The organism is Streptomyces sp. ATCC 21386 (genome assembly GCF_018728545.1).
Lineage (GTDB): Bacteria > Actinomycetota > Actinomycetes > Streptomycetales > Streptomycetaceae > Streptomyces.
The window spans coordinates 4,139,173-4,153,385 of sequence record NZ_JAAVVL010000001.1; the positions used below are offsets into that span (position 1 = coordinate 4,139,173).

Genomic DNA, 14,213 nt, shown 5'->3' on the forward strand with positions numbered 1-14,213 from the left:
AAAAGGTGGACCAGAATTCATCGGAGGTCAATGCCTGGCCGTGTTGCTTTTCGGTTCCAGGGCGTCTCCGACGGGTCCGGCGCCGGTGGACATGTTCAGTGCCGGTGCTCGTGGTCGGGGTGTGAGGGGTCGCCCGGGTGCTCGTGCCCGGGCGCGTACTCCACGTCGGCCCGCGCCACGTCCAGCCAGTCGAAGAAGGCCTGTCGGCCGAGGGCCCGCCGCAACTCCCGTACGACGTCGTCATGGACCTCGTCGTACGGCAGGAAGTCGCCCGGCTCCGCCCCGCCGTACGGGTCGACGCCGCGCCGCAGCGCCTGCGGGGTGAGGAAGCGGTCCGGATTGCGGTCGTAGTAGTCCCGTACGGCCTCCTCCGGCACCCTCTGTTCGGCCTCCAGCGCCGCCAGCAGGGTGCGCGCGGCGGGGGAGTGGGCGAGCGTCACCGCGATGATGCTGCCCAGGTCGGCGACCTCGGAGCCGGACACCGCGAGCGGACGGGCCGGTGTCTGGCCGGGCGGCGGCGCGAGCCCGCGCGCGGCGCACGCCCGCCGGGCCAGCTCGTCGGCGACGACCACCTGGGTGGCCCACCGCCGCCGCTGCCGCTCCGCCCGCGCCTGCCCCTCGGGCCGGACCTCCCGATCCCGCGCGGGCACCACCGCCAGCACGAGGTCCACCCGCTCCCGGGCGACCGGCTCACCACCGACGAGCGCGGCGGGCACGCTGTCCACCGTCCGTCCGTTCACGGCCCCACCTCCAAAGCGACCGCCTCCGAGTAGGCCACGCAGCCGTGCCAGCCGGCCTTCGCCATCAGCCAGTACGAACCCGCAGGCACCGCCGAGCCGTCGATCTCGATCAGGCACTGCGTGCTCTCCCCGGCGGCCAGGGCGAAGCCCTGGAGGCCCGGTGCGACGCCCGCCCATGTCCCCCACGACGACACCGCCCAGAGGGCTCCGCCCACCGGCCCCCGGGTGGTGTTCCGCAGGCGCACCGGCACCCGCGCCCGCTCGCCCCGGCGCACCTCGACCCGGTCGACGCCCAGCTCCATCACCAGACTCGGCCCGGTCCGCCCGTCCGGCTCGCCCCGGACCGCCGCGCCGGGCACGTCCAGGGCGACCACGTCCTCGAACGTCTGACCGTCGTGCGTGAGCCGGGCGGCCAGCGCGTAACGGCCGGGCACCGCCCCCGGCGGGGGCGTCACGGTGACCTCGGTGAGCGAGAAGCCGCCCGCGCCGAGCGTGTACGGCAGTTCGGCGGGCTCGGCGCTCCAGCCGGGCGGCACCTCCAGGGCGACCGTGCCCGATGCCGACGCGTCGGTGAGCTCGGAGGAGATCCGCACCGTCGCCGTGACCGGGCCGTCGGCGGTCAGCGCGGCCGGCGAGAGGTAGACGGCCACGGGCATGTTGCCCCGGGGCGCCGGACCGGAGTTGTGCAGCCAGTAACGGGTGTGCACGGGCTGGGCGGGCTCGTGCGCGGCGACACCGGAACCTTCACCGGGGGGCGTGCACGCGGGCGGGAGCTGCTCGGTGGGGCTCCCGTCGCCGGGGGCGCCGCAGGAGGTCCCGGCGGCCCGTACGGGCGGCGCGGCGGCCACCGGCGAGGCCAGCACGGTGGCCACCTCGAACCCGGTGAGGTCCAGCTCCAGCGCCCCGTCCGCGCCGGGAACCAGCGCCTCACCGGGCCGTTCCAGGACGTCCGCCCGTCGGCCCCCGGCCCACGCCGCGGGCCCTGTCACCCGCGCCCGCACCGGCCGCCCGTCCACCTCGTGCGCCCGTACGACGACCTCGCGCGCCGGGTCCACGGGCGCGGTGCCGCCCCGGGCCAGCGGCGACCCGGCCGGTTTCAACGCGTCCAGGACGACCCGGCCCTCGGGCTCCAGCGCCAGCAGGGTCACGGTCCTCGGCAGACCGGTCGCCGTCCCCGCGGGCTCTCGCAGCCGTGCCGTGAGCGGATGCTCTGGCGTGCGCAACCGCCCCGTGAGCGGATGGTTGAAGGCGTGGCCGGCGCGCGGCCAGCCCAGCTCGCGCCAGTCGCCCTCGCCCGCGACGACCGCGTACTCGAAGGTGTGCGACCAGCGCTGGAGCTGGAAGCCGGAGCCGTCGGGCGCGGTGCGGCGGGGCGGGTCGACCCAGATGCCGGAGGGCCAGCCGGTGCAGGAGCGCATCAGCGACATGTGGAGGTCGCCGCAGGAGGTGACGACACAGCCCGGGGTGCCCCGGTTCAGGATCGCGAAGCCCCGCCCGTCCCAGGCGTCGCCCGGCGGCAGCGCTTCGCCGCCCCCGGCCGCGGTGGCCCGTACGGTCGCGTCGTCGAGGTCGGCGATCAGCGCGTCCACGGCCTTCGCGTCGTCCTCGGGGCGGGCGCCCGCCACCACGAGCAGGGGCAGCCGTTCCAGGTCCCGCAGGTCGGCGCCGGGCACCCATTCCTCGCGCAGGGAGGCGCGGGGCGCCACCCACACCGCCGCCAGACCGTCCTCGGCGAGTTGGCGGCGCAGCTCGCGGGCGGCCGCCGGGTCCCAGCCGAGGACCTCGGCGACCATGGCGTTGCGCTCGGGCCCACCCACGGCGACCCGGATGTCCGGCAGATTGGAGTCGACCTCCAGATCGCCGTAGCGGGGGCCGCCCGCGATCGTCGAGGTGGCCGTGACGCCGGTGCGGACCAGGGCCGCGGCGAGCGGTGTGCCCAGCTCACCGGCGGCGTCCCAGTCCCCGAAGACCAGTTCGGCGACGCCGATGGACCGGTGGCCGAGCAGGGCGCCGGTGTCGTCGTGGACGGCGACGCGGGCCGTGGAGCCGAGCCCGAACCAGGTGTTGGCCGGGTTGTCGAGCGTCCACGGGAATTGTTCGCTGTCCACCTCGACGAAGCCGAAGCCACGCCCGACGACCGCGTCCGCGACCTCGTGCACCGGCAGCCCGCCGCGCACGTCCGAGGGCCAGCGCACCCGGATCAGCCGGTCGGCGCCGTCGTAGCCGTCGACGGTGGTCGTCACGTCCAGCCGGTCGACACCCGTCCACAGGGTGAGCCGCTGGGTGTACCGGAAGAGGCCCAGGTCGGCGCGGACGGTGATGCGGGAACCGGCGGGAGAGTGCTCGACATCGATGTCAGCCGTCACGTCCCGGCTCCGGGCGGCCGTGGTGCCGGTCGGGGTGAGGTGCCAGGGGCCCTCGCCGAAGCGCGGGTGCCTCGGGTACTCCTCCTGCACCACCAGCTCGTTGCCGATGTCCCCGGGCCGCAGCAGCTCCCGGCCGCCCCCGGCTCCGGCGAGCGCGCGCAGACTGCTGACGCCGCCGCCCCGCGCGGGGTCGACGGTCACCTCGTAGAACTCGTTGCGGATCGTCGTCCCCTCGCCGGCCGTCCAGCCGGGCACCGAACCGTCCGTCAGCGAGAGCGCCTTGAGGCCCATGCCGGGCACGTCCGGTACGACGACGCTCAGTTCGCCGTCCTCGGACACGGCGGGCAGCGGCAGGCCGGTGTGGTCCAGCGGGATCCGGCCCGGGTCGGCTACGGTCAGCACGTCCCTGCGCCGCCAGGTCGCGGAGTTGAGGACGACCAGGTCCGCCCCGTCGCCCGGCAGCGGCGCGACCCGGTCGGCGAGCGCCTGGGTGGCGTCGGCGTGCACCTCCCGTGCCAGGTCGTACAACTCCCGCCAGCCGGTGAGCAGATCGATGTACACCTGGTCCGACTCGGAGCCGGTGATGGCGTCGTGATGGGCGCCGTAGATCAACTGCCGCCACGCCTTGTCGAGGGCCGCGTCCGGGTAGGGGTGCCCGGTGGTGAGGGAGGCGAGGGTCGCCCAGGCCTCGGCGTCGGCGAGGAGCGCCTCACCGTACCGCTGGGCCTGCTTGGTGTCGATGTAGGAGACGTCCTTGCCGGTGTAGACCGGGTTCATGTCCCGGGTCTGCGGGGAGGCCGTACGCCCCTCCTGCTCCAGTTCGGCGCGGACGGCGGCGAAGAAGTCCCGGGGGACGCCGCTGACGAACCGGGGCCAGACGTACCGCTCGTTCCAGTCGCGGTGGATGCCCATCACCCAGCGGCACGGCGGGGCGTAGTCGCCGCCGACCGGCAGCAGGACGTTCCGGGTGAGCGCGACCTTCTTCAGCCCCCGGAAGAGCTTGAGCGCGGCGGCCTCCGCCTCGGGGAGCGTGGGTGCGTTGTCGATGGCCCAGCCGGCGCCGTAGTGGTTGACCATGTAGGCGGTCAGCAGGCCGCGTCCGGAGGGGGCGATCCAGCTGAACTCCGCCGGGAACTGCATCCGCCGCGGATCGCGCGGTTCCTCCCCGAACACCGACAAGGTCGGCCCCCACTGGTGGAAGGGCCCGCGCGCCCAGGAACTCGACGTGATCCCCGCGTCCGCCATCAGCCCCGGGAACTGCGGGTCGTGCCCGAAGGCGTCCAGCTGCCAGGCGGTCTCCGGCGAGGCCCCCATGATCCCGCGCTGGAAGCCGTCGCCGTACAGCGCGTTGCGCACGGTCGCCTCGGCGCCGGTGAGGTTGGTGTTGGGCTCGTTGTAGGTGCCGCCCATGATCTCGACGCGGCCGGCGCGGATCAGCTGCCGGAGGAAGGCCCGCTCCTCGGGGAAGGCGTCCCAGTACGGCTTGAGGTAGTCGACCTCGGCGAGCACGAAGGTGTACGCCGGATCGCGCCGGGCCAGATCGCAGTGGGCGCGGACGAGACTCATGCCGGACTGGCCGCGCGAGTCGAAGGTCCGCGCGGGCAGGCCGGTGACGGCCGGGTCGTCGGCGACGTCCCAGGTCTCGGTGTAGGCGGCCTGCGTGTTCCACCAGACGGGGTCGTAGTGGAAGTGGCTGACCATGAACATGGTCCAGCCGGGCTCGGCGACCGTGAAGCCGGCGGTCCGCCGGGCCACCACGTCCCCGTCGGCGGCCGTGACGGTGATCTCCCGCTGGTCGCCGGGGGTGAGTCCGTCCGTGGCCACGGGTATCTCGGCGCGTACGGTGCCGTCTTCGCCGACGGTGACCTCGATCGGCCCGGCCGTGCGGACGCCCGGGCCTTCCACGCTCAGCCGGACCGGCCGGCCCGCGTCGTGCTCGACGTCCACGGCGACCACCTGGTGCGGCTGGTCCTCCGTCCCGACGAAGAGCTCGGTCGACTCGACAGAGATGACGCGCATGGGGCTCCTACGAGTGCTCGGGGAGCCCCATCCTGGCAGCGCGGGGTGGTTCAATCAACCATGCATCGGAATATTGGTTGATTCATCCATGCATATTCGCTCGGCCGGGCGGTCGCGCCGTGCTCCGGTCAGCGGCTGCGCCGGGACTTCACCGCGTGTGCTCCCGCGATGTGGTCGGTCAGCGCCAGGGAGGCGCTCGCCCGCTGGTAGGAGAGCTGGCCGACGCGGACGTAGAGGCAGTCGATGAGCATCAGCACGGAGTGGCGGGCGCCGATGCTGCCGGTGCGGAAGCTGGTCTCCGACGACGACGCGATCAGCCGGATGTCGGCGGCGCGGGCCAGCGGTGAGCGGGGATCGGCGGTCAGGGCGATGGTGGTGGCACCGCGCTCCCTGGCCAGTTCGAACGGCTCGATCACCTCCCGGGTGGCGCCGGAGTGGGAGATACCGATCGCCACGTCCGCCGGGGTCAGCAGGGCGGCCGACGTGGTCGCCGCGTGCACCTCGGTCCAGCCGCGCACCGCACAGCCGATGCGGAACAGCCGGGTCTCCGTCTCCTGCGCGACCGCGCCGCTGCCGCCGACGCCGTACACGTCCGTGCGCCGTGCGCGGGCCACGGCCTGTGCCGCCCGCTCCACGGAGTCCAGGTCGATCCGGTCGATGGTCTGCTGGATCGCCCGCAGATCGGCGGTGCCGACGACCTGGACGACCCGCTCCAGGCTGTCGTCGGGGGAGATGTCCGGGCCGATCTCGGCGCTGCCCCACTCCGAGGACTCGCCCCGGCCCCGCTCCTGGGCCAGCTCGATCAGCAGGTGCTGATAGGAGTCGAGGCCGATGGCCCGGCAGAACCGGGTCACGGTGGCCTGGGAGGTGCCGGTGCGCCGGCCCAGTTCCGCGGCCGAGCAGTGGGTGACGGCGGCCGGATCCTCCAGGATCAGCTCGCCGACCTTCCGCAGGGAGCCGGCCAGCCGGGGCAGCTCGGTGCGGATCAGGGTGGTGACATCGGTCGAGGGCATGCAGAGAAGGTATCAGCCACCCGTCGGCGCACCGGCTGAATACCAGGACCGGTCTTCGCGTCCGCGCTCGGGGGTGAACTGCGCCATTGCCCCGGATGCCGCGCCTGTGATTCAGTGATTCACTGATAGGTGCGTATGGGGTGGTTCAATCCACCAGTGGGGAGTCTCAGGATGTCCGTCGAGTCCGCCAACGAGTCCGTGACCGAGCCGGTGAGCGCCGACCGCTTCGCGCGCGAGGGCCTGGCCGTCCTGCACCGTCTCACCGAGTCCGCGCGCGCCGACGTGAGCGCCGCGGCCACGCTGATCGCCGACTGCGTCCGCGAGGACGGCGTCGTCCAGGCGTTCGGCACCGGCCACTCCCAGGCCATGGTCCTCGAACTCGCCGGCCGCGCGGGCGGCTTCGTGCCCACCAACCGGATCCAGATGGCCGACCTGGTCCTCTTCGGCGGCGACCACCCCAGCGGCCTCGACGACCCGCTGCTCGAACGCGAGCCCGGCATAGCGGTCCGCCTCTACGAACTGGCGGCCCCCCGCCCGCAGGACCTCTTCGTCGTCGTCTCCAACTCCGGCGTCAACAACGTCATCGTCGAGATGGCCCTGCACGCCAAGGAGCGCGGCCACCGCCTGCTCGCCCTCACCTCCCTCGCCCACACCCACTCCGTCCCCGCCACCCACCCCAGCGGCAAGAAGCTCGCCGACCTCGCCGACGTCGTCCTCGACAACGCGGCCCCGCGCGGCGACGCCCTGCTGGAACTCCCGGGCGGCGGCGCGGTCTGCGCCCTCTCCACCCTCACCGGCGTCATGCTCGTCCAGATGACCGTCGCCGAGGCCGCCGCCCAGCTCCTCGCCTCCGGCGACCGCCCCCCGGTCTACGTCTCCGCCAATGTGCCCGGCGGCTTCGAGGGCAACCTGGAACTGGAGAAGCGGTACGCCGGCCGCATCCGGCGCACCGCCGGCTGAGGCAGGGCAAGTGCGCCGACACGAACCATCCCGGGACCGACCGAGTGGGGTTACGGGCCGTCAACTCGTGGAAACATAGAGTTTTCGAGTTGGGGGAGGCCAGTGTGATGGTGCAGAAGATGACAGAGAAGGACCTGCCGGAGGCAATCCGTCGGCTCTTCGAGTCGAACAACTACCGAGTCCGGACATCGGTCCACGTTTACGGAGCCGAAGTCGACCTGATTGCCGAACCCAAGGGCGACGCCTTCGCATCTCTGATCTACATCGAAGCGACTGTGCAGCATGTGGACAACACGAAGTACGGCAAGGACCTCTCCAAGCTGGCAATGATTCAGCGGAAGGACCCCAGGGCGCGTCTTCTGATCATTTCCTCCGTGGGGTTCACGGCATCCGTCTTGGAGCGCGCCGCGGAGACCGGGGTGGAGTGCCTCACCTACGAAGAGCTCTTCCGGAGGTTCGAGAAGTTCGAGCCGTACATCAGCTATGTCACCAATGCCCATGCCAGTCCGATCGCCAAGGAACTCAGCTACCTCAGCGACATATACCAGCCTCATCGCTTCCGGGACGGAATGGGTACCCACTCCGCAGTGCAATGGCTGGAGCAGTGGCGCGGGGACATCAGTACGTCGGGTCGCTGGCTCGTCACTGTCGGCGAGTACGGCACGGGGAAGACAGCCCTGACGAAGGTGCTTCAGTATCGCTGGACGCAGGACTACATCCGTGATCCCTCTCTGCCCATCCCCTTCCGCATCGAACTGCGCAACTTCACCCGCCAGTTCGATGCCCGCGGTCTTCTGCACTATTTCCTCGACCATAACGAACTTGGCCATGTGCCGATCGATTTTGCCTTCTCTCTGATTCGCAGCGGCAGGGTGGTGCTGCTGCTCGATGGATACGATGAAATGGCCCAGTACCTCAAGTCGCGGGAACGTCGGGAGTGCCTGAGGGCGCTGGCGGAACTCGCCGACGGCGGTGCCAAGGGAATCTTGACGAGTCGGCCCAACTACTTCACCGAGGCCGAGGAACTGCAGGTCTTCGATACGTTGTACCGCTCGCTTCGTACGGAATACTTGCTAACTGCCTCCGATGAGGAGCAGATAGAGCAAGAAAAGCAGATCGACGAGTTCATCAGGAAGAGTTTCCTTGAGCGCTCGGAAAGGTCCTTGCAGGATCTGGACCGGGCGCAGACCCGGGCACTCGTCGAACGCCAGCTGCACGATGACCCGGAAGGCCAGAGGGCTCTCTTCGAGATCCTGGATCGGGTGTTTCGTGAGGAGGGCGGGAAGGACGTATCTCTGTCGGGGAAGCCCGTCATCGTCAGCTACCTCTTGGAGGTGGTGGAGCAGCTCAAGGCGGACAGAGTCTCGGAGATTCCGGAGAAGATCACCGAGTGGTATGTCTACAAACTCATCATCGGCAAACTGATGATGCGTGACCTGCAGAACGGTGGCGAGCTCGCCCCGGAGCACCGGCGTCGCTTCCTGCAGTCGCTGGCTGTCCGTCTGTCAGAACGTGATGCGCCGTCCGCGGATGAGGCGACCATGCGGTCTCTCATCAGAAGTGTGTTCAGCTCAGAGATCCGCAGGTTGGGGAGGGGCTCCTCCGGTGACAATCCTGAGGACGTCTACTTCAACGACCTGCGCCGGTCGTCGACGCTCACGAGGTCGTCCCTCACCCAGGACCGAGGATGGGCTTTCTCTCACAACTCGTTGCGTGAGTTCCTCGTCACCGAGTACATGCTCAACAAGTTGGTTTCGGAGAAGCCACAGAGCGTCAATGTCCCGATCTCCGAGGCGATGCAGCTCTTCGCAGCGACGCAGGGCAAGAAGGACATCGAAGGACAGTTGACGGCGCTGCGCAACGCCTGGCTGTCGCGCAGTACGATGCCGTCGTTCGGTGCGCTGCTCGCCCTCCTTTGGGAAGCGGGCTGCAAGAGTGCAGGACGGCAGGGGAGTCGGAGTCCGGTCCGCTCCTTCCTCGAGTACTGCAGCGCGGAGACGCGTAACTTCAGCGCTGTCCCGCTGCGCAAACTGAACTTCTCCACTCCCGGTGTCACGACCGATCTCAAGGGCTTCGACATGAGCTCCACCGAGATCTCGGAGTGTGTCTTCGAGAAGGCCGACTGCGCCGGAGTGAACTTCTCGGACTCGATCCTCGAATCCACCTCCTTCAAGGATGCCGATCTGAGCGGGGCTCGCTTCACCAATTCCGACCTGATCGACATCGACCTGACCCGAGCAAAGGTTGCCGGTGCGGATTTCCGCAGGATCTCTCGGGACTCCACCATTATCGTCACCACAGGGGATTCCACGGTGGCCGAGATGCTGACCGAGGCGCACGCTATCGGGTACCTCAACTACCACGGCGCTCAGACCGACGAGGTGGGGAGTTACTACGCACTGCAGTACCACCCGTACTTCTTCATCGTCGAGAAGATCTGCACCAAGATGAAAGAATCCAGCCCGAGGCAGCGCCAGGGCGTCGAACAGCGCGGAGTCGCGCAGCGCAACGTGCCGTTCGCCCGCCGGTTCATAGCCGAGATGGAGCGGTGCAATTTCATCTCAGCGCCCGGCGGGCGACTCAACCAGCTGGTCCTGACGCCCGAGGGACGCAACGCCTTCGCCAGATTCGTCGACCATAGCGAGGTCCCGGAAGAGATCGAGCGGTTCCTGCGGGAGAACCCCTGATCCGTGTCCGTCTACCCCACCGGTACGGGCGTCACTGCCGCCGCCAGCGGGTATGCCGCTGTCTTCAGTGACGCACCGACCGTGCCGGTCGCCGTCGCGATCGGCACCAGCTCGCCGGCGTCGGCGGTCGTGACATACGCGGTGGACCCGTTCCAGTCCAACGCGACGTCGAACGCGGACCTCCCGACGGTGATCCGCTTGCCGGGTGCGCCCGTCACGGTGTCGACCGGTGTGACGTGGTCCCCGGTGCTGGGGCTCACCCACAGCGTCCGGCCGTCCGGCGACAGCGCGAGCCCGTACGCCTGACCGGAGACGAGCAGTGTCGGCTCGGTGTCGTTGCTCGCCGTGTCGATCGGAGTGACCGTCGACCCGCCGGAGTTGGACACGTACACCGTCTTCCCGTCCGGCGCGGCGACGACGTTGAAAGGGCGGGGGCCGACCGGGATCGCGGCCCCGGCCCTTCCGGTGCCCAGGTCGACCGGCGAGACGGTGTTGTCGTGGATGTTCGCCACGTACAGCGTGCGCCCGTCCGGGGTGATCGCCATGTTCTCCGGTCCCGACCCGACCGCGACCGTGGCGCCCGCCCGGAGCGTGTCCGTGTCCACCGGCTGCACCGTGCCGTCCGTGTAGTTGGCGACCCACAGGGTGCCGCCGTCCGGTGTCAGCGCGAGCCCGGCGGGGACACGGCCCACCCGCACGGTGGCGGTGACCTCGCCGCGCGCCACGTCGATGACGCTGACCGAGTTCGAGCCCTGGTTCGCGGCGTAGGCGGTGCGGCCGTCGGCGCTCACGACCACTTCCCCGGGGTTCGCGCCCACGGCGATGTCCGTGCTCCTCCCGGACGAGAGGTCGATGGAACTGACCGAGGCCCCGCTGAAGTTGGCCGTCAGCGCCCTCGACGACCCGTCCCCGTCGGTGACCTGGACCGGGATCGCCCGGTCGAGGACGCCCGAGCCGGACACGACGACGGAGTGGACGCCCTCGGTGACCCCCGTGAGGGTGATCTCGGCCGAGGCACTGCCTCCCGCCGGGACGGTCACGGTCCCTTCGGCGGGCGTGGCCGTCACCCCGTCCGGCACGTCGAGTTTCCAGGTCACCGTCCGCGCCTCGGCGGCGGAGGAGAAACGGAGGGCCACCGACCCGGAGGCCCCCGGCTTCAAAGAGAGCAAGCCCGGGGCGAAGGACGTGTCGACGCCCGGGTCCGGCGCGTGCCGGAGCATCGCCTGGTACAGGAACTGGTCCATCACCCCCGGCGACACCTGCTGCGGTATCGCGTCCAGCGCCTTGCGCTCGCTCCGCAGCCGGTTCCAGTACCTCGACACCGCGTCCGCGTCACCCCGCTCGCCGGCCAGCAACAGGTCCACGGCCGTCAGCCCGGCTGTGCCGTAGGAGCCGAGCTTGTCCAGCCAGGGCGAAGTCTCCTTCAGGAAGCCGGGGTTGGCGAGACGGGCGCGCAGCCGCGCGGGCGTGACGGCCATGTCCGTGAAGTACGACCGCAGCGCGGCCGCCGTCTCGTCGAGGCCGCCGTCCTCCTCGTACGCCTCCTGGAACGCGGCGATCAGCTTGGCCAGTGTGGGGGCCTCGGTGGCGTCGAGCTGGGAGGAGTAGCTGTTCTCCGCGAAGATCCGCAGCCACGGCGCCGCGCCCGGCCCCGCCAGATCCCGCACGGAGGCGAGGAAGGCGGCCCGGGGGTCGTACGCGTCCGCGTTCCACAGGTAGGCCGCCGACGTGAACAGCGCGAGCTTGCTCGCCTCGGCCTGCACCATCGGGTTGGCGGTGACACCGACGGACTCGCGCGCCACCCCGGCCTCCCGGCCGGTGTAGGGGCCGAGCAGGAGACGGCTGGTGACGTAGTCGTTGACCGGGTAGTTGTCCCAGACCAGGATCGGATGGCCGTAGACCTCACGGGCCTGCCGCAGCTGCGCGGCGGTGATCGTCGGAGCGATCACCCCGACACCGGTCCACTCCACGACCACGTCCGGCTCCAACCGCTCGCGCAACGCCTTCTTGTACGGGGTGTCCGCGAGGTCCGAGTACTCGGTGGGGACCATCTCCAGCGGGTCGAGCCCGGTGCGTCCGGCGGAGAACTCCTCCCACACCCGGTTCAGCAGATGTGCCTGCGCCGCGCCGGCGGCGCCGCCCCCGCTGCCGAAACGCTCCTCGTCCGCCGCGCAGTTCCACTTGGTGTAGCTGATGTCGTCCAGCGGGATCGCGAAGGACCGCACCCCGATGTCGTACAGCGAGGCGAACTTGCGGACCAGGGCGGTGATGTCACCGGCCGAGGAGTAGCAGACCGACAGGCCGGGCGAGAGGGCGTAGGTGAAGCGGACGTGGTTGGCGGCGGCCCGGTCGACGAGTTCGCGCACCTGGGCGAGTCGGTCGGCCGGGTATTCGTCGCGCCACCGCTCCCGCAGATACGGGTCGTCCTTGGGGGAGTAGACGTACACGTTCTGCTTGGTGCGGCCGTAGAAGTCGAGTTGGCTCAGCCGTTCGGCGTGGGACCAGGGGGTGCCGTAGAACCCCTCGACGACACCGCGCAGTGCGGCCGTCGGCCAGTCCCGGACGGTCACCTCGGGCAGGTGCCCGCCGGTGAGGAGTTGGCGGAGGGTCTGGGCGGCGTAGAACGTGCCGGTGGTGTCGGTGCCGGAGAGGGCGAGCAGGCTACGGCCGGAGCGGCGTCCGGAGGCCAGGACGTACCCCTCGGCGGGCAGCCCGGCCGGGGATCTGACTCCGAGCCGCCGCAGCGCGCTCTCGGTCGCCGGGTTCTCGTCGGGCCCGCCGACGTAGACGGTGAGCCCGGCGGCGGGCGGCCGTTTCCCGGCCGGCACGGTGACGATCCGGTCGGCACCGGCGGCCCGCAGCGCGGCCTCGACGACCCTGCGCGCGGAAGGGTCGGTGCGGGGCCCGACCACCTCCACCACCCGGTCGGGAACGGCGAGTCGACGTCCGTGGCCCTCGATGTGCCGGGGCGTCGGCCACACCTCGGGCACCGGCGGGCGCTTCGCGGAAGACGGCGTGGACAGCGTGGACGGTGCGGACGGTGGGGCGGCGTCCGCCGGGAACGAAGGAAGGCTCAGGCTCAGAGCCAGCAACAGCGCCCAGGGGAGACGCCGGGGGCGTGGGAGGAAAGAGGTGATTGAAGCCATCGGAAGAGGCTAGAGCTGCTGAATCAAGCATTCAAGAGCCCGGAGGTGGCGGCGGCGCTGATCGACGCGCCGGCAGCGTTCCACGCGACGGGCGGGGAACCCGCGCCCCGGCGACGGACGATGCCGAGCCGTATCCGCTCGGCCGGTTGGACGCCGGGGTGGGCGGAGGAAGCCGACGCGGCGCGCGGAACGGTCATATCGTGCTTTCGGGGCGCCGTGCCCTCGCCCTCCCCTGTCCGGTGTCGCCCCGAACCGTGAGGACGTGGACGTATGAGCGCGCATCCCGCCGTCTCCCGTGAGGAGTTCGACGCACTCTTCGCGGCGCTCCGTACCTGGGGTCGCTGGGACCGGGCCGATCGTGGCGCATGGAACCGGGTGACCGAGGACCATGTGCGGCGGGCCGTGGCGGGAGTGCGGTCCGGCGTGGTCGTACCGATGGCACTGCCCTGGAACACCCGGTCGGGCCCGGGCAACCTCAAGCCCGCCCTGCACCACATGACCGACCTCGGCGACGTGGAGGGCCCCGAGCCCACGACCCACAAGGACTTCATCGCCGCCGACTACCACGGCAAGGCGGTCACCCATCTCGACGCCCTGAGCCACATCGCCTACGCGGGACTCCTCTACGACGGCAGGCCGGCCCGTGAGGCCATCGACGCCGCGGGCGCCCGGTTCGGCGCGGTGTCGGCGCTCGGCCCCCTCGTCACGAGAGGGGTCCTCCTGGATCTCCCCGCCGTGCTCGGCGTCCCCTGGCTGGAGCCGGGACACGCGGTGCGCGCCGGGGACGTCCTTGCCGCCGAGGAGGCGCTCGGCGTGACGGTCGGCGAGGGTGACGCGGTGCTGCTGCGCTCCGGGCACGTACGCCGCCGCGCGGAGCTCGGCGCCTGGGACCCCGGTGCGGCGAGTGCGGGGTTCCACGTGGACGCCGTACCCCTGCTGGCCGATCGGGGCATCGCGCTGCTCGGCGGGGACGGGGACAGCGACGTCAGGCCCTCTCCCGTGGCGGGTGTGCACTCGCCCGTGCACGCCCTCGCGGTGGCCGCGATGGGGGTGCCGCTGCTGGACAACATGGACCTGGAGGCGCTCGCCGCCGCGACCGCCGAGGCGGGACGGTACGAGTTCCTGCTCGTCGTGGCGCCGCTGAACGTTCCGGGCGGCACGGGTTCCCCGGTCAACCCGGTCGCCGTCCTGTGACGCAGGGCCCCGGTCACCAAGCGTGACGAGGTCCGTGAACCGTGACTCGTGTTGCTGATGCCCGTATCCTCGTCAATGCCAGATATTT

7 protein-coding genes are annotated in these 14,213 nt (G+C 70.9%); 3 read left to right on the plus strand and 4 right to left on the minus strand.

Annotated elements, in window-relative coordinates; all coding sequences use genetic code 11:
- Nucleotides 1-95: 95 nt before the first annotated feature.
- The 3 genes from GWK25_RS18175 to GWK25_RS18185 form a co-directional block, all read right to left on the minus strand.
- Nucleotides 96-740, minus strand: a complete 645-nt coding sequence (locus GWK25_RS18175; RefSeq protein WP_308404255.1) for a peptidyl-prolyl cis-trans isomerase — start codon at nucleotides 738-740, stop codon at nucleotides 96-98.
- Nucleotides 737-5,125, minus strand: a complete 4,389-nt coding sequence (locus GWK25_RS18180; RefSeq protein WP_215451437.1) for an NEW3 domain-containing protein — start codon at nucleotides 5,123-5,125, stop codon at nucleotides 737-739. Before GWK25_RS18180 ends, GWK25_RS18175 begins: the two co-directional genes overlap by 4 nt.
- A gap of 128 nt (nucleotides 5,126-5,253) precedes the next feature.
- The gene (locus tag GWK25_RS18185) at nucleotides 5,254-6,138 is read right to left on the minus strand and encodes a MurR/RpiR family transcriptional regulator (protein ID WP_215451438.1); all 885 of its coding nucleotides are present in this window, start codon (nucleotides 6,136-6,138) and stop codon (nucleotides 5,254-5,256) included.
- Nucleotides 6,139-6,309: 171 nt separating this feature from the next.
- Here GWK25_RS18185 and GWK25_RS18190 point away from each other — a divergent pair, with 171 nt between their 5' ends.
- Together GWK25_RS18190 and GWK25_RS18195 are read left to right on the plus strand one after the other, a co-directional pair.
- On the plus strand, nucleotides 6,310-7,098 hold the full coding sequence (locus GWK25_RS18190) for a sugar isomerase domain-containing protein (RefSeq protein WP_215451440.1): 789 nt from the start codon (nucleotides 6,310-6,312) through the stop codon (nucleotides 7,096-7,098).
- Between the two features lie 107 nt (nucleotides 7,099-7,205).
- A complete protein-coding gene (locus GWK25_RS18195; protein WP_215451441.1) occupies nucleotides 7,206-9,785 on the plus strand; it encodes a pentapeptide repeat-containing protein in 2,580 nt (859 codons plus the stop codon).
- 11 nt (nucleotides 9,786-9,796) lie between these two features.
- Here GWK25_RS18195 and GWK25_RS18200 read toward each other — a convergent pair whose 3' ends face one another.
- The gene (locus tag GWK25_RS18200) at nucleotides 9,797-12,931 is read right to left on the minus strand and encodes a beta-N-acetylglucosaminidase domain-containing protein (RefSeq protein ID WP_215451443.1); all 3,135 of its coding nucleotides are present in this window, start codon (nucleotides 12,929-12,931) and stop codon (nucleotides 9,797-9,799) included.
- Between the two features lie 270 nt (nucleotides 12,932-13,201).
- Between GWK25_RS18200 and GWK25_RS18205 the strand changes: the two genes are divergently transcribed.
- A complete protein-coding gene (locus tag GWK25_RS18205; RefSeq protein WP_215451444.1) occupies nucleotides 13,202-14,125 on the plus strand; it encodes a cyclase family protein in 924 nt (307 codons plus the stop codon).
- The last annotated feature ends 88 nt before the right edge of the window (nucleotides 14,126-14,213 follow it).

Excerpts from the sequence above, each read along its gene's own strand:
- GWK25_RS18185 (WP_215451438.1), bottom strand. The coding sequence starts at position 6,138 with ATGCCCTCGACCGATGTCACCACCCTGATCCGCACCGAGCTGCCCCGG.
- GWK25_RS18180 (WP_215451437.1), bottom strand. The coding sequence starts at position 5,125 with ATGCGCGTCATCTCTGTCGAGTCGACCGAGCTCTTCGTCGGGACGGAG.
- GWK25_RS18190 (WP_215451440.1), top strand. The coding sequence starts at position 6,310 with ATGTCCGTCGAGTCCGCCAACGAGTCCGTGACCGAGCCGGTGAGCGCC.
- GWK25_RS18200 (WP_215451443.1), bottom strand. The coding sequence starts at position 12,931 with ATGGCTTCAATCACCTCTTTCCTCCCACGCCCCCGGCGTCTCCCCTGG.
- GWK25_RS18195 (WP_215451441.1), top strand. The coding sequence starts at position 7,206 with ATGGTGCAGAAGATGACAGAGAAGGACCTGCCGGAGGCAATCCGTCGG.
- GWK25_RS18205 (WP_215451444.1), top strand. The coding sequence starts at position 13,202 with ATGAGCGCGCATCCCGCCGTCTCCCGTGAGGAGTTCGACGCACTCTTC.